Annotated in this window: 12 protein-coding genes and 2 tRNA genes; 8 read left to right on the plus strand and 6 right to left on the minus strand. The window is 63.1% G+C overall.

Going from position 1 to position 16,302, the window contains the following annotated elements; translation table 11 throughout:
- Positions 1 to 30: 30 nt before the first annotated feature.
- From G7Z99_RS13505 to G7Z99_RS13520, 4 genes are all read right to left on the minus strand, one after another.
- Positions 31 to 1,596 carry an ABC transporter permease gene (locus G7Z99_RS13505; protein WP_181094587.1) on the minus strand — a complete coding sequence of 522 codons (1,566 nt, stop codon included), beginning with the start codon at positions 1,594 to 1,596 and terminating at the stop codon, positions 31 to 33.
- Positions 1,596 to 2,609: an extracellular solute-binding protein gene (locus G7Z99_RS13510; RefSeq protein ID WP_181094589.1), complete on the minus strand. Its 1,014-nt coding sequence runs from the start codon at positions 2,607 to 2,609 to the stop codon at positions 1,596 to 1,598. Before G7Z99_RS13510 ends, G7Z99_RS13505 begins: the two co-directional genes overlap by 1 nt.
- Positions 2,610 to 2,798: 189 nt before the next feature.
- A tRNA-Leu gene (locus G7Z99_RS13515) sits at positions 2,799 to 2,885 on the minus strand.
- Positions 2,886 to 2,972: 87 nt separating this feature from the next.
- Positions 2,973 to 3,059, minus strand: a tRNA-Leu gene (locus G7Z99_RS13520).
- 278 nt (positions 3,060 to 3,337) lie between these two features.
- Here G7Z99_RS13520 and rnr point away from each other — a divergent pair.
- From rnr to dnaB, 7 genes are all read left to right on the plus strand, one after another.
- Complete coding sequence (gene rnr / locus G7Z99_RS13525) at positions 3,338 to 5,992, plus strand: ribonuclease R (protein ID WP_181094591.1); 2,655 nt, start codon at positions 3,338 to 3,340, stop codon at positions 5,990 to 5,992.
- Positions 5,989 to 6,735, plus strand: coding sequence for a 23S rRNA (guanosine(2251)-2'-O)-methyltransferase RlmB (gene rlmB / locus G7Z99_RS13530; RefSeq protein WP_181094593.1), 747 nt, complete (start codon positions 5,989 to 5,991; stop codon positions 6,733 to 6,735). The genes rnr and rlmB overlap by 4 nt, the downstream gene beginning before the upstream one ends.
- Positions 6,736 to 6,933: 198 nt before the next feature.
- Entirely contained in the window at positions 6,934 to 7,359 is a 426-nt protein-coding gene (gene rpsF, locus G7Z99_RS13535; RefSeq protein ID WP_060395110.1) for a 30S ribosomal protein S6, read from the plus strand.
- Between the two features lie 29 nt (positions 7,360 to 7,388).
- Complete coding sequence (rpsR, locus tag G7Z99_RS13540) at positions 7,389 to 7,619, plus strand: 30S ribosomal protein S18 (protein ID WP_002551829.1); 231 nt, start codon at positions 7,389 to 7,391, stop codon at positions 7,617 to 7,619.
- 33 nt (positions 7,620 to 7,652) lie between these two features.
- Positions 7,653 to 8,537 (plus strand): hypothetical protein, encoded by an 885-nt coding sequence (locus G7Z99_RS13545; protein ID WP_181094595.1) that lies wholly within the window; start codon positions 7,653 to 7,655, stop codon positions 8,535 to 8,537.
- A 20-nt stretch (positions 8,538 to 8,557) separates the two neighbouring features.
- The gene (gene rplI, locus G7Z99_RS13550; RefSeq protein WP_060395108.1) at positions 8,558 to 9,004 is read left to right on the plus strand and encodes a 50S ribosomal protein L9; all 447 of its coding nucleotides are present in this window, start codon (positions 8,558 to 8,560) and stop codon (positions 9,002 to 9,004) included.
- A 110-nt stretch (positions 9,005 to 9,114) separates the two neighbouring features.
- Positions 9,115 to 10,512 (plus strand): replicative DNA helicase, encoded by a 1,398-nt coding sequence (gene dnaB / locus G7Z99_RS13555; protein ID WP_181094597.1) that lies wholly within the window; start codon positions 9,115 to 9,117, stop codon positions 10,510 to 10,512.
- Between the two features lie 73 nt (positions 10,513 to 10,585).
- Here the strand turns inward: dnaB and G7Z99_RS13560 are convergent, their stop codons facing one another.
- Together G7Z99_RS13560 and G7Z99_RS13565 are read right to left on the minus strand one after the other, a co-directional pair.
- Entirely contained in the window at positions 10,586 to 12,187 is a 1,602-nt protein-coding gene (locus G7Z99_RS13560) for an ABC transporter ATP-binding protein (protein WP_181094599.1), read from the minus strand.
- Positions 12,174 to 13,343, minus strand: a complete 1,170-nt coding sequence (locus tag G7Z99_RS13565; RefSeq protein WP_181094601.1) for a YcaO-like family protein — start codon at positions 13,341 to 13,343, stop codon at positions 12,174 to 12,176. The genes G7Z99_RS13560 and G7Z99_RS13565 overlap by 14 nt, the downstream gene beginning before the upstream one ends.
- Before the next feature lie 557 nt (positions 13,344 to 13,900).
- On the opposite strand from G7Z99_RS13565, the gene G7Z99_RS13570 reads away from it, so the two are divergent.
- The gene (locus tag G7Z99_RS13570) at positions 13,901 to 16,201 is read left to right on the plus strand and encodes a YgiQ family radical SAM protein (protein WP_181094603.1); all 2,301 of its coding nucleotides are present in this window, start codon (positions 13,901 to 13,903) and stop codon (positions 16,199 to 16,201) included.
- Positions 16,202 to 16,302 lie beyond the last annotated feature (101 nt).

The raw sequence follows: 16,302 nt of genomic DNA on the forward strand, positions 1-16,302 counted from the left end.
GGACCAGGCCGGCTCGGCCCGGACCCCGCTTCACGCCTTGTTCAGATACATCCGCGTCGTCAACAGGTACACCGGCAACCCCGACACCACGATCAACAACGCCGCATACGGTGCTGCTGCGGCAAATTCCACGTTGGCGGTGTGGGCCCACACTTCGGTCGCCAGGGTGGTCATGCCGGTCGGGCTGAGCAGCAGGGTCGCGGTCAGCTCTTTCATCGCGTCCAGGAACACCAGCGCGAACGCCGCCGCCAGGGCCGGGAAGATGATCGGCAGGGTGACCCGGCAGAACGCCGCGAAGCTGCTGGCCCCCAGGGTACGGGCGGCTTCCTCGAGGGTAGGCGAGGCCTTGTTCAGGGCCGTGCGCACCGGTGCCTGCGCCAGGGGCAGAAAGAGCATGGCGTAGGCCAGGATCAGCAGGGCGGTGGTCTGGTAGAGCGCCGGCACATGGTGCAGTGCGAAGAACACCAGGGTCAGGGCGATGACCAGGCCAGGCAGGGCATGCAGCAAATAAGGCAGCCGCTCGGCCCAGATCGCCAGGCGACCCTTGTACCGCACCACCAGGAAGCTGATCGGCAGCGCCAGCAGCACGCAGAAGCCTGCGCCGCCCAGGGAGACCGACAGGGACGTCAGCAGGGCCTTGCCGATGGCCGCGACCGGGAAGGCTGCCGACGAGCCGACGCTCAGCCAGTAGCCAAGCATCGCCAGCGGGATGCCGCTCCCCAGGATGGCCAGGCCCAGGCAGAACAACTGCCCGAGCACGGCCCACCCGCGCAGCTTGACCGGCGCAGCGCGGCGCGCCACGCCTTGGCCGATACGCACGTGACGGGCCTTGCCCCGTACGCGCAGTTCGAGCCAGAGCATGACCAGGCACAGCGCCAGCAGGACGGCCGACAGCATGGCGGCGTTGGCATTGCTGAACTCCAGCTCGAACTGCTGGTAGATCGCCGTGGTGAAGGTCTGCAGGCCGAGGATCGACAGCGCACCGAACTCCACCAGCATGTGCAGGGCGATCAGCAGAGCGCCGCCGATCATGGCCGGCCACAGCAAGGGCAGGGTGACCTTGAAGAACACCGACCAGCGACTGCACCCCAGCGTGCGCGCCGACTCCTCCAGGGAGGTGTCGACGTTGCGCAGGGTGGCGGCCACCGGCAGGAAGATCAGCGGGTACTTGGACAGCGCCATGATCAGGATCGCCCCACCCAGCCCTTCAAAGCTCGAACTCAGCGACACCCAGGTGAAGCTGGAGACGAACGATGGCACCGCGAACGGCAGGCACAGCACCACGCCCCACAGGCGTCGACCGCGCAGGTCACTGCGCTCCAGCAGCCAGGCCAGCGCCAGGCCGACCACCAGGCAGGTGGCGGTGACGCCGAGCATGAGCAGCAGGGTGTTGCGCAGCAGGCCCCAGACGAAGGGACGCCAGAGCAGGTGCAGCGCTTCCTGCCAGCCGGCTTCCCACGCCTTGATGGCGACGTACAGCAGTGGCAGCAGGCTCATCGCTACCAGGAACAGCACCGGCAGCACCACCCAGATCGAGGGGCGCTTGCGGCGGGGTACGTAACGAACCAGGGCCGGCTCGGGCAGGGCGGCAGTCATCAGAGCAGACCGACCTCACGCTCGAGTTCCAGGGCTTCTTCGGCGTTGCCGAGGTCGGCCGGGGTGATCTTCGGCGGACGCAGCTCTTCGAACGGTTTCAGGCCACGGTCGGACACCATGCCTTTGTGCAGGGGGTATTCGGCGGTGGTCTGGGTGATCACGCGCTGGCCTTCTTCGCTGGCCATCCAGTTCAGCAGTGCCTGGGCTTCCTTGGGGTGCTTGCTGGCCTTGACGGCCGCCGCGCCGGAAATGGTCACCAGGCCACCGGCATCGCCATCGGCCAGGTAGTAGAGCTTGGAGTCGAGCTTGCCGCGCTCGCGTTCCAGGGCGTACCAGTAGTAGTTGTTGACCAGCACCGCGGCAACTTCGCCTTTCTCGACCGCCTTGAGCGCCACCATGTTGTTGGTGTAGGTCTTGCCGAAGGCCTTGAGCCCGGTCAGCCATTCTTCGGCCGCTTCACGACCGTGCATCTTCAGGATGGCCACCGCCTGCTCCTGGAAGGCGCCGCTGGTCGGCACGAAACCGACACGGCCGTCCCATTCCGGGTTGGCGAAGTCCATCACCGACTTGGGCAGCTCGCTTTCGTCGATCTTCTTGGGGTTGAAGACCACCACCCGCGTGCGGGCCGTCACGCCCATCCAGGTGCCGTTGGCCGCGACGTATTCCTTGGGCAGCATGTTCAGCGTGGCGTCGTCGATCTTCGCCAGCAGCCCCAGCTCGCCCAGGTTGTTCAGCGGTGGCGACTCTTCGGTGTAGATGATGTCGGCCGGCGAGCGGTCGCCTTCCTCGATGATCTGGCTGGCCAGCTGATTGCTGCTGCCCTTGCGGATGTCGATGTGGATGCCGGTCTTGGCCTCGTAGGCCTTGGCGATGGCCTCGCCGATCTCCTTGTGCTGACCGTTGTACATCGTCAGCGTGACAGGCGCATCGGCCAGGGCGGCGGGCGTGCCGATGACCAGGCTCAGCGCGGCGGCGGCCAAGGTGCGCATCAGCGTGTGCGGACGGATCGTCATGCGGGTGGTTCCTCGCTTACGGCTACATATTAGGAAACAATGGTAAACGAAATCGTTTCTCAAGTGGCCGGATGGAGGAAAATTCATCGAGTGCGGCGGGCGGGGGAGGCGAGGTCTGGCGGGCGCCGTGGCGGGCTCGCCAAACGACAGGCAAGAAAAAACCCACTAGCAAGCTAGTGGGTTTTTAGATGGTGCCCAGGAGAAGACTCGAACTTCCACGACCGTTAAGTCACTGATACCTGAAACCAGCGCGTCTACCAATTCCGCCACCTGGGCAAAGCTTTACTTCTTCAGACTGAAGCGTTCGAGCGTTTCAGCTGATGCTGCGGTGACAGACCCGAAGTGTCTATCACTTGAAAATCTTGGTGCCCAGGAGAAGACTCGAACTTCCACGACCGTTAAGTCACTGATACCTGAAACCAGCGCGTCTACCAATTCCGCCACCTGGGCACATCATCGAAATCACAGGATGCTTTACTGCTTTACATCGTTGCCATTCTCGACTACAACTTCGGGTGTCCGTCGTTGTGGTGCGCACTATACGGGCGGGTCCTGAGGCTGTAAAGCCCCCGATCGAAAAAAATAGCGAAATTTTTCAACGTCTTGATTTCATTCGCCGGTATCAGCGCTCGATGCCTGCCGACGGGGCTGTCCAACGCCGACATTTCCGGTTTCAATACGTCTATGCCAAACTCTCTCCCTATATACACCAAGGTGAACCCCTCCTGATGGCCGATTGGCAATCCCTCGATCCCGAGGCCGCCCGAGAAGCGGAAAAATACGAGAATCCCATCCCCAGCCGTGAGCTGATCCTGCAGCACCTCGACGATCGTGGCGAGCCGGCTGCGCGCGAACAACTGGCCGCCGAGTTCGGCCTGCACGAAGAAGACGACATCGAGGCCCTGCGTCGCCGCCTGCGCGCCATGGAGCGCGACGGTCAGCTGATCTATACCCGGCGCGGCACCTATGCCCCGGTAGACAAGCTCGACCTGATCTGCGGCCGCGTGTCGGGCCACCGCGATGGCTTCGGCTTCCTCATCCCCGACGACGGCAGCGAGGACCTGTTCCTCAGCCCGACGCAGATGCGCCTGGTGTTCGACGGCGACCGTGCGCTGGCACGTGTGTCTGGCGTCGACCGCCGTGGCCGCCGCGAAGGCGCGCTGGTGGAGGTCGTCTCCCGCGCCCACGAAAGCGTGGTCGGCCGCTATTTCGAAGAGGGCGGTATCGGCTACGTGACGCCGGACAACCCCAAGATCCAGCAGGAAGTGCTGGTCACCGCCGGCCGCAATGGCGGCGCGCGCGTCGGCCAGTTCGTCGAGATCAAGATCACCCACTGGCCGACCCCGCGCTTCCAGCCTCAGGGCGACGTGGTCGAAGTGATCGGCAACTACATGGCGCCGGGCATGGAGATCGACGTGGCGCTGCGCAGCTACGACATCCCCCACGTCTGGCCCGAGGCCGTGGTGAAGGAGGCGCGCAAGTTCCGCTCCGAAGTCGAGGAGAAGGACAAGGAGCGACGCATCGACCTGCGTCACCTGCCGTTCGTCACCATCGACGGCGAAGACGCGCGCGACTTCGACGATGCCGTCTATTGCGAGCCCCTGGGCAAGCTGCGGCTGTTCTCCGGTGGCTGGCGCCTGTATGTCGCCATCGCCGACGTGTCCAGCTACGTCCGCCTCGGTTCGGCCCTGGACGACGAAGCGCAACAGCGCGGCAACTCGGTGTACTTCCCCGAGCGCGTGGTGCCGATGCTGCCCGAAGAGCTCTCCAACGGCCTGTGCTCGCTGAACCCGCACGTCGACCGGCTGGCGATGGTCTGCGAGATGACCATCAACAAGTCGGGCCAGATGGTCGACTACCAGTTCTACGAAGCCGTCATCCACTCCCATGCACGCCTGACCTACAACAAGGTCAGCAGCATGCTCGAGCACGCCCGTACCCGCGAAGGCAAGGCCCTGCGCGAGGAATACAGCGAGGTGGTGCCGGACCTCAAGCAGCTCTACGCGTTGTACAAGGTCCTGCTGGCCGCGCGCCAGACTCGCGGTGCGATCGATTTCGAGACCCAGGAAACCCGCATCATCTTCGGCTCCGAGCGCAAGATCGCGGAAATCCGTCCGACCGTGCGCAACGATGCCCACAAGCTGATCGAGGAATGCATGCTGGCGGCCAACGTGGCCACCGCCGAATTCCTGAGCAAGCATGCCGTCCCGGCCCTGTACCGGGTGCACGATGGCCCGCCACCGGAGCGCCTCGAGAAGCTGCGCGCCTTCCTGGGGGAGCTGGGTCTGTCCCTGCACAAGGGCAAGGAACCGTCGCCGAAGGACTACAAGGCCCTGTTGGCGAGCATCGCCGGGCGTCCGGACTTCCACCTGATCCAGACCGTGATGCTGCGCTCGTTGAGCCAGGCGGTGTACAGCGTCGAGAACAACGGCCACTTCGGCCTGAACTACGACGCCTACACCCACTTCACCTCGCCGATCCGCCGCTACCCGGACCTGCTGGTGCACCGCGCCATCCGCAGCGTGATCCGCTCCAAGGTCGACACGCCGCACGTCAAGCGCGCGGGCGCCGCGAGCATTCCCAAGGCGCGTATCTACCCATACGACGAGAAGGCGCTGGAGCAACTGGGCGAGCAGTGCTCGTTGACCGAGCGCCGTGCCGACGAGGCCACGCGCGACGTGGTCAACTGGCTCAAGTGCGAGTACATGAAGGACCGCGTCGGCGAAACCTTCCCAGGTGTGATTACCGCCGTGACCGGTTTCGGCATCTTCGTCGAGCTGACCGACATCTACGTCGAAGGCCTGGTGCACGTCAGCGCGCTGCCCGGTGACTACTACCACTTCGATGCCGTGCACCATCGCCTGTCCGGCGAACGCACGGGGCGTCACTTCCGCCTGGGCGACACCGTCGACGTCAAGGTCATGCGCGTCGATCTCGACGAGCGCAAGATCGACTTCGAAGTGGCCCAGTCGACGCTCGACGCGCCGATCGGCCGCAAGCCGCGCAGTGCCTCGACGGCCAGCGACGGCAAGGACAAGGGCAAGGGCAAGAACGACAAGCCTGCGGCCGCCAAGTCCGGGGGGCGTGCGCGCAGCGAGGCCGAGGCACCGGCCAAGGCCGAGAAGGCCGCCGACCTCAAGCCCAAGGCCACGCGTGCCCGCAAGGGCGAGGCCGCCGAGGCCTACTTCCCGGCCCAGGCCGTGCAGCGCAATGCCGAGGTGCGCAAGAGCCGTGAAATGAAGCAGGCCCTGATGAGCGAGGCGCGCAGCGGCAGTGCCGGCAGCAAGTCGGACAAGTCCGACAAGTCGAGCGGCAAGCCGACCAAGCATCGCAAAGGGCCGTCGAAGTCGGGTTCGTCACGCAAGGGCAAGAGCACCTCATGAGTCAGCTGGAAAAAATCTACGGGGTGCATGCGGTCCAGGCACTGCTCGATCACCATCCCAAGCGGGTCAAGCAGGTCTGGCTGTCCGAAGGGCGCAGCGAGCCGCGCTTGCAGCGCTTGCTGGAGCTGGCCGCGCAGAACCGTGTGCCGGTCGGTCAGGCCGAGCGACGTGAGCTCGATGCCTGGGTCGAAGGCGTGCACCAGGGTGTGGTCGCCGACGTGAGCCCCAGCCAGGTCTGGGGCGAAGCCATGCTCGAGGAGCTGCTCGAGCGCAGCGAGCGGCCGCCGCTGATCCTGGTGCTCGATGGCGTTACCGATCCGCACAACCTCGGCGCCTGCCTGCGCACCGCCGATGCCGCCGGGGCCACGGCCGTGGTGATCCCCAAGGACAAGTCCGCGACCCTGACCGCCGTGGTGCGCAAGGTCGCCTGCGGCGCTGCCGAAGTGATCCCGCTGGTGGCGGTCACCAACCTGGCGCGCACCCTGGAGAAACTCCAGCAGCGCGGCCTGTGGGTGGTCGGCACGGCCGGCGAGGCCGAGCAGGAGATCTACCAGCAGGACCTCACCGGCCCGCTGGTGATGATCATGGGCGCCGAAGGCAAGGGCATGCGCCGGTTGACCCGCGAGCACTGCGACTTCCTGGTCAAGCTGCCGATGGCCGGCAGTGTCAGCAGCCTGAACGTCTCGGTGGCCACCGGCGTCTGTCTGTTCGAAGCGGTGCGCCAGCGTCAGGCCAAGCGCTGACGTCCAGGGTGCGAGCAGCCGCCCAGCGGCTGCTCAAATAATCACCACTGCGCTTGCGTGCCCGTTCACCCTTCTCTACAATTGCGCCCCTTGCCCGCAGGCAGGTGCGCATGCGCCTTTCTCTTGGCGAGACACACAGTGTCATTCACTCCTTGTCTGACCAGTTCGCTGGCAGACTACAACCCGTAAGGAGCATTCATGCGTCATTACGAAATCATCTTCCTGGTCCACCCGGACCAGAGCGAGCAAGTCGGCGGCATGGTTGAGCGCTACACCAAGCTGATCGAAGAAGACGGCGGCAAGATCCACCGTCTGGAAGATTGGGGCCGTCGTCAACTGGCCTACGCGATCAACAACGTTCACAAGGCTCACTACGTGATGCTGAACGTCGAGTGCACCGGCAAGGCCCTGGCCGAGCTGGAAGACAACTTCCGCTACAACGATGCCGTGATCCGTAACCTGATCATCCGTCGCGACGAAGCCGTTACCGGTCAGTCCGAGATGCTGAAGGCCGAAGAGAACCGCAGCGAGCGCCGTGAGCGTCGTGAACGTCCTGAGCATTCTGAGTCCGCCGATGGCGACGACAGCAATGACAGCGACAACAGCGACAACGCTGACGAGTAATCCACGGACCTTCTTGAGGAGCCCATTACATGGCACGTTTCTTCCGTCGTCGTAAATTCTGCCGCTTCACTGCTGAAGACGTGAAAGAGATCGACTACAAAGATCTCAACACCCTGAAAGCTTACGTATCCGAAACCGGCAAGATCGTTCCAAGCCGTATCACCGGTACCAAGGCTCGTTATCAGCGTCAGCTGGCTACCGCTATCAAGCGCGCCCGCTTCCTGGCCCTGCTGGCCTACACCGACAGCCACGGCCGCTGAGACCGGGTGATCGACAGGTAGCAAGGATAGAGCATGCGAGCGTTGGCTGATTTCATCATGCGCGGTCGTGTGCAGGCCACCCTGGTGGTGGTCGGTTGTGCGGCGTTGCCGCTGTTGTTCTGGTTGAGTGCCGCCGCGGCGAGCCTGGTGCTGCTGCGGCGCGGTTTCAAGGATGCCACCTCGGTCATCGCCTGGGCAGTCTTGCCGGGCCTGGCGTGGTGGTTCTTCGGCGAACCCCGCACCTTGATGGTGCTGCTGGGAACGCTGGGGTTGGCGGCGTGCTTGCGCGCTGGCCAGTCCTGGAACCGGGTGCTGTTGTACAGCGTCGGGCTGGGCCTGGTGTACGGGGTCATCCTGGGTTCGGTGTTCCGCGAACCGATCGAAGCGTTGGCGCAGGCCCTGGCAAAGGGTTTGCCGCAGATGCTCGGCGGTTTCTACCAGAAACTCTCGGTAGAAGAGCAGGGACGCCTCGGGGCGATTCTCGTGCCGGTGCTCGTCGGCCTGGTGGCCGCAGCCTTGCAGCTGGTGACCGTGCTGTCCCTGATGCTGGGCCGGTACTGGCAGGCGGCACTGTACAACCCGGGTGGTTTCGGCCGCGAGTTCCATGCGGTGCGATTCACCGTGGCGCCGGCGTCGCTGCTGGTGGTCGGCATGCTGTTCGGTCCCAATCTGGGCCTGGCGATGCTGACCCCGCTGTGCAGCGTGCCGCTCATGCTGGCAGGGGCAGCCCTGTTGCACGGGCTGGTGGCGCAGAAGCGGCTGGCCAGGTTCTGGCTGATCGGGATGTACGTAACGCTCGTGCTGTTCATGCAACTGACCTATCCGTTGCTCGTGGTTCTAGCCATTGTCGATAGCCTGATTGATTTTCGCGGTCGCCTGTCACCCAAGGGTGACGATTCCGCGAACGGTGAAGGTTAAAAGTTAAGAGGTTTTACCAAATGGAACTGATCCTGCTGGAAAAAGTCGCCAACCTGGGCAACCTGGGCGACAAAGTTAAAGTAAAGGCTGGCTACGGCCGTAACTTCCTGCTGCCGTTCGGCAAAGCCGTCGCTGCCAACGCTGCCAACCTGGCTGCGTTCGAAGAGCGTCGCGCCGAGCTGGAAAAAGCCGCTGCTGACCGTAAAACGTCCGCTGAAACGCGCGCTGCCCAACTGGCCGAGCTGGAAGTCACCATCACCGCCACCGCTGGCGATGAAGGCAAGCTGTTCGGTTCGATCGGCACCCACGACATCGCTGACGCCCTGACCGCCTCCGGCGTCGAAGTGGCCAAGGCTGAAGTGCGTCTGCCGAACGGCACCATCCGTAACGTCGGCGAATACGACGTTGCCGTGCACCTGCACAGCGACGTTGAAGCCACCGTTCGCGTGGTCGTCGTCGCAGCCTAAGCGGTACCGATCGGCTGGTCCCTCGTGGGCTGGCCGGTTAACATCGGGCACGGTCCTGCACAGCAGGTCGTGCCCTTTGTGTTTTTCATCACCCAGATTTCCCGGTGGACATGAACGAGATCGCAAACGCCGAACAACTGGACCTGCAGACCGCAGCGCTCAAGGTACCTCCGCATTCCGTCGAGGCCGAACAGGCCGTGCTCGGCGGCCTGATGCTGGACAACAATGCCTGGGAACGTGTGCTGGACCAGGTCTCGGACGGCGACTTCTATCGGCATGACCACCGCCTGATCTTCCGCGCGATCCACAAGCTGGTCGACCTGAACCAGCCGTTCGACGTGGTCACGCTGCACGAGCAGCTCGAGAAGGAAGGGGTGTCGTCGCAGATCGGTGGCCTGGGCTATCTGGGCGAGCTGGCCAAGAACACCCCGTCGGTGGCCAACATCAAGGCCTACGCGCAGATCATCCGCGAGCGCGCCACGCTGCGTCAGCTGATCAGCATCAGCACCGACATCGCCGACAATGCCTTCAACCCCCAGGGGCGCAACGCCGAGGAAATCCTCGACGATGCCGAACGGCAGATCTTCCAGATCGCCGAGGCACGGCCGAAGACCGGCGGCCCGGTCGGCGTCAACGAGCTGTTGACCAAGGCCATCGACCGGATCGACACCCTGTTCAACTCCGACAGCGACATCACCGGCATCTCCACCGGTTACACCGACCTGGACGAGAAGACCAGTGGCCTGCAGGCAGCCGACCTGATCATCGTCGCCGGCCGACCCTCGATGGGCAAGACCACCTTCGCCATGAACCTGGTGGAGAATGCCGTGCTGCGCAGTGACAAGGCCGTGCTGGTGTTCTCGCTGGAGATGCCAGGCGAATCGCTGATCATGCGTATGCTCTCGTCGCTGGGCCGCATCGACCAGACCAAGGTGCGTTCCGGCCAGTTGGACGACGACGATTGGCCGCGCCTGACCTCGGCGGTGAACCTGCTCAACGACCGCAAGCTGTTCATCGACGACACTGCCGGCATCAGCCCTTCGGAGATGCGCGCCCGCACCCGACGCCTGGCCCGTGAGCACGGCGAGATCGGCATGATCATGGTCGACTACCTGCAGCTGATGCAGATCCCCGGCTCGGCCGGCGACAACCGGACCAACGAGATCTCCGAGATCTCCCGCTCCCTCAAGGCCCTGGCCAAGGAATTCAACTGCCCGGTCATCGCCCTGTCGCAGCTCAACCGCTCCCTCGAGCAGCGCCCGAACAAGCGCCCGGTCAACTCCGACCTGCGTGAGTCCGGCGCCATCGAGCAGGACGCCGACGTGATCATGTTCGTCTACCGTGACGAGGTGTATCACCCGGAGACCGAGCACAAGGGCATCGCCGAGATCATCATCGGCAAGCAGCGTAACGGCCCGATCGGCTTCGTGCGGCTGGCGTTCATCGGCAAGTACACCCGGTTCGAGAACCTGGCGCCGGGGAGTTACAACTTCGATGACGATGAATGACGAGGGCCGACGGTAGCGTGACCTGAGTCATGTTCAGGCCAGCGCGTCCATCGCCTGCGTGGTGTGCGCAAGGTCAGGTCTGGCTGACGATTCGTCCCTCCTGCAATTCGATGACGCGGTCGAAGCGTTCCAAGGCGCTCAGGTCGTGGGTCACGCAAATCAAGCCGCGGCCTTGTAACGTGTCGAACAGCACATCCCATGTGCGTGCTGCCGTGTCGGTATCCAGGCCACTGGTGGGTTCATCGAACAGATTGAATTCGCCCGGCCGGTTCAAGAGGCGGAGCAGTGTCAATCGGCGTGCCTCTCCCCCCGACAAGGAATCTGCTCGAGCGTCCAGTTCGCGTTCATACCACGTCTTGTCCAGCCCCATGCCTTCGAGCCAGCGTTCGATCTGAGGTCGATCATGGGCCTGCTCCAGCAACACGGAGCGCTGCAAGGGGCCCGGTATGAAGTGGACGTCCTGAGCGCACAGCCGCATTCGACAAAAGTGTTCATGGGCCTCGAACGAGGCCAGGCTGCGGCCGTTCAGATACACGTGCTCACGCAAGGGGTGCAGAGTACCTGCCAGGGCCTGAAGCAATGTCGACTTACCGCATCCACTCGGCCCGATCAAGGCAACGCGTTCGCCTGGCCGAAACACGAGCGCTTCGTCGAGTTGAAGTTGCACGGTGGTGTGGGTACGCAGTTGGCAGGGCGCAAGACGCAGTCCTGTGTCCGGGCTTGACGAGGCGGTGTCGACGACCGTCGGGCCGAACGCGGGCAGTTGCAGCCAATGTTCGAGTTTGCGTTTATCCAGCCGGAACTGATCGAGCAGCCGCCAGGCTTCGGCCACTTGCGCAACTCCCGCCAGCAAACCGCTCACCAGCGTGAACAATGCAACCAGTTCGCCCAGACTCACCTGGGGTGCGGTCGAGGATTGGTCATGCATGCCCCACATGAGCAAGCCGCCACTGCCCAGGCCGACGTACAAAACGCGCAGGCCCTGCACCCAGCCCCCGCTGTAGGCCACGCGTGTCGCTGCGTCGGCGTAACCGGCCAGGGTCTGGTTGACCGGTCGCATGGCGGCGTCTTCGGCCCTTTCGAGTTTGACCATCGAGGCACTGGCAAAGGTATCCACCCATTGTTCGGCGAGTTCGTCCTCACGTGCATTCACGGCCTCGATATGCGGGCGGCGCCAGCGCACCAGGCGATCATTGACCCACAAGTAGCCCAGGCTGAGGGGTACGAGGCCCAGCAACACCGTGCCGGCGCCCAGGTGAGCGAACAGCATGGCGAGCACCAGCGATTCTGCCAACACCGGCCATGCCGAGCCGATCAGGAATCCCAGCCAGCGTTCCTGGGCGGTGATGCCTCTATCCAGCACCTTGACCAAGGTGCCGCCATGGAGTTGTCCATAAGCCTCGAAGCGTTTGTCCAGCAACGCACGGCACCAGCGGATGGACAGTTGTTTCACGCGCGCTTGGCAAAGCCGGGCCAGGCTCCAGGTTTGCAAAGGGATCAGCAAGGCGTGTACGACAATGAGGCATAGAAAGACTCCCAGCAGGCGTGGCGTGGAGGCTGACGAAACAGAAAGGCCATCGATGATGTCTGCCAGCACCAAGGCAGGAACGACGGTGGCCATTTTCAGGATCAGCGTGGCACCCAGAGCGGCGACCAGGCCGTTAGGCATCCGCATGTCGAGGTCTTCCAGGTGCGAATGCCTGTTGGGGGGCGACGGGGACGCCGGCCCTGATCAAGTGAAACCTTTCCAGGCCGGGAATATAGACTTGCACGATGGTCGCCAGGTGGGGGTGCTCGAAGACCGTTCGATAGAAGATGGACATGTTGCAAGTACTTAATTTCTTCGATAGATGTTCGATTTGGCTGCACACGCTGAAGGATTCAGGCGGTGGGTGGAAAATCTCGACCGGCTCGGTGGGGCAGGGATGCACCAGCGCAGTGAGTCGGGTCGAACTGTTTAAAAGCGCTTTAGTTGCATAATCTTCCTGCGCTTCTGCTGGGCCATGTAAACATTCGCATTGAAGGTGTTCGGTCACCGCGCGATACAGGGCCACAGCAGGGCTGAGCGAACTGCCAGAGCCGACAGTGCCGAGAGGACGTCTGGCATCAGGACGAGACAACGCGATGCAAAAGGGTATGTTGAAAAAATCGTGGGTCAGGAAGATATCCAGATCGTTGACATGCTCGAGCAAAACGCTGTCGTTCGTGAACGTTTCTTGCAGGAATGTTCGAGAAGGGCGGTAAAGCCGGGGTGCAGCCGCCAAGCCGCAGAGCGCCAGGTAATACATCGACAGCGCATGACGCTCGACCGCCTCGTTCACGGCATGCAGCAACGCTTCGCTCGGGGTGCAGCCTAGCGCCATGCCCGAGTTGCTCGCGTATTTGCTCAAGAAGCCAGCCTTTGTGCGTTCGATAAAAGACACGTGTCTGGCAGCGGGCGCTACCAGTACCGCTGGGATCTTGATGTGCTTGTCGTTGTTCAAGCCTCCAAACGTGAAGCTGGGTACCTGGCAACCTGATGGTATGGCGTTGAGCAGCCAGTCGTCGAATGGCGCCACGGTAGTGAGGATCTGATCGCTGAGGGTGGGATCAGGTGGGGCGATATCGATGAAGTAGTGCTCGAGGCTTTCGGCCAAAGCACCCACGGCACAGGTTTCGCCTTTGCCAGCGCCGCAGGCCACCTCGTCACCGTGGGCACCGTAGAGCTGGCAGGTTATCACCCGTTGAGTGCTTTCCTGGGGGGTGAGAACGGCATGTAGGCCTAACAGGGTGGTCAACGCATTGAGGCGTTGAATGGCTTCGTCCGTAGCAAATTCGCGTTCAGTCATCATGACATGTTCCTCAGAAAGACCGGAAGGGCTCAGCCCTCCCGGTCGAACGCTTACAGTTGATTAAGGAAGTGGGTCTCGGACTCGGTGAACATGTAGTTCGTGGTCTGAACAATGTGCGGTACTGCAATTTCAGAGCGACGGCGTCCCATAAGGGTTACTCCTCTTGATGAATGAGATGCGCGGTGAGCGCCAGTCAGTTGTAGCGTGCTGTTTTTTTCGGTTCAAGTAGTGTTTTTATGTTGGCAGGTCATGTTGAGTAGGATTTATTACTAGGGGTGGAAGTACAATTCCTACAAGGTGATTGGAAAAGAGCCGTTATTCTTTATTAATTAATGGTTTGGATGTGATGAAGGGTCATCTAGCTAAAACATTAAGTAATAACTTCCTTTTAAAAGGGAGGCGGGTGTCTGCCCCAGGTGGCCTTCGGCTGCTCGGCGTGCCTGCACGCCCGAACGTCGCTTGACCCCGCAATTCCCACCAAGACCGTCGGACTTGATCAATTTTTGTGCTATATTTCGCGCCCGCGATTTTCCCTGCACCCAAGACTGGTCACTGACATGCACGCAGCCAAGCCTCTCTACGACTATCCCAAATACTGGGCCGAATGCTTCGGACCGGCGCCGTTCCTGCCGATGAGCAGGGAGGAGATGGATCAGCTCGGCTGGGATTCGTGCGACATCATCATCGTGACCGGCGATGCCTACGTCGACCACCCGTCGTTCGGCATGGCAATCATCGGCCGGCTGCTGGAAGCCCAGGGCTTCCGCGTGGGCATCATCGCCCAGCCGAACTGGCAGTCGAAGGACGACTTCATGAAGCTCGGCGAGCCGAACCTGTTCTTCGGCGTCGCGGCCGGCAACATGGACTCGATGATCAACCGCTACACCGCCGACAAGAAGATTCGCTCCGACGACGCCTACACCCCCGGTGGCCTGGCCGGCAGCCGGCCCGATCGGGCCAGCCTGGTGTACAGCCAGCGCTGTAAGGAAGCGTACAAGCACGTGCCGATCGTGCTCGGCGGCATCGAGGCGTCGCTGCGCCGCATCGCGCACTACGACTACTGGCAGGACAAGGTCCGCCACTCGATCCTGATCGATGCCTGCGCCGACATCCTGCTGTTCGGCAACGCCGAGCGCGCGGTGGTCGAAGTGGCCCAGCGCCTGGCGTTCGGGGAGAGCATCGAGAGCATCACCGACGTGCGCGGCACCGCCTTCGTGCGCCGCGATACGCCCCAGGGCTGGTTCGAGATCGATTCGACCCGCATCGACCGGCCTGGCCGGGTCGACAAGATCATCAACCCCTACGTCAACACGCAGGACACCCAGGCGTGCGCCATCGAGCAGGCCAAGGGCGAGGTCGAAGACCCGAACGAAGCCAAGGTGGTGCAGATCCTCGACAGCCCGGGCATGACCCGTGACAAGTCGGTGATTCGCCTGCCGTCGTTCGAGAAAGTGCGCAACGACCCGGTGCTGTACGCCCACGCCAACCGCGTGCTGCACCTGGAGACCAACCCCGGCAACGCGCGGGCCCTGGTGCAGAAGCACGGTGAGGCGGACGTGTGGTTCAACCCGCCGCCCATTCCGATGACCACCGAGGAAATGGACTACGTGTTCGGCATGCCCTATGCGCGCGTGCCGCACCCGGCCTATGGCAAGGAGCGCATCCCGGCCTACGAGATGATCCGTTTCTCGGTGAACATCATGCGCGGCTGCTTCGGTGGCTGCACCTTCTGCTCGATCACCGAGCACGAAGGGCGGATCATCCAGAACCGCTCGCACGAGTCGATCCTGCACGAAATCGAGGAGATGCGTGACAAGGTGCCGGGCTTCACCGGCGTGGTTTCCGACCTTGGCGGGCCGACCGCCAACATGTACCGCATCGCCTGCAAGAGCCCGGACATCGAAAAGCACTGCCGCAAGCCGTCGTGCGTCTTCCCCGGCATCTGCGAGAACCTCAACACCGACCATAGCTCGCTCATCTCGCTGTACCGCAAGGCGCGTGCCTTGCCGGGGGTGAAGAAGATCCTGATCGCCTCGGGCCTGCGCTACGACCTGGCGGTCGAGTCGCCGGAGTACGTCAAGGAGCTGGTGACCCACCACGTCGGCGGCTACCTGAAGATCGCGCCGGAACACACCGAGCGCGGCCCGCTGGACAAGATGATGAAGCCGGGCATGGGCACCTATGACCGCTTCAAGCGCATGTTCGAGAAGTTCTCGAAGGAGGCGGGCAAGGAGCAGTACCTGATCCCGTACTTCATCGCCGCCCACCCCGGCACCACCGACGAAGACATGATGAACCTGGCGCTGTGGCTCAAGGGCAACGGCTTCCGCGCCGACCAGGTGCAGGCGTTCTACCCGTCGCCCATGGCGTCGGCCACGGCCATGTACCACTCGGGCAAGAACCCGCTGCGCAAGGTCACCTACAAGAGCGAAGGCGTGGAGATCGTCAAGAGCGAGGAGCAGCGTCGCCTGCACAAGGCCTTCCTGCGCTACCACGACCCGAAGGGCTGGCCGATGCTGCGTGCAGCACTCGAGCGCATGGGCCGCGCCGACCTGATCGGGCCGGGCAAGCACCAGTTGATCCCGCTGCACCAGCCGCAGTCCGACAGCTACCAGAGTGCGCGGCGCAAGAACTCCACGCCGGCCGGCAGCCACAAGGTGGCCAAGGAGCAGAAGATCCTCAGCCAGCACACGGGCCTGCCGCCGCGCGCCAGCGATGGCAGCAAGCCATGGGACAAGCGCGAGCAGGCCAAGGCCGAAGCCTTTGCACGCAACCAGCAGGCGGCGAAGGAGCGCAAGGAGGCGGCCAAGGGCGGCAAGGGTGGGCGCAAGCCGCGTCAGCCGGCGTTGCCGCGCTGAGGGTAGGGGGCATGACGTGTGCGGCCCTTTCAGGGCCGATCGCGGGCAAGCCCGCTCCCACAAGCTGCTTGCGCAGCCATGCCTACACCGACGGCTGCAGA

This window comes from Pseudomonas entomophila (assembly GCF_013523165.1).
Classification (GTDB): domain Bacteria; phylum Pseudomonadota; class Gammaproteobacteria; order Pseudomonadales; family Pseudomonadaceae; genus Aquipseudomonas; species Aquipseudomonas entomophila_A.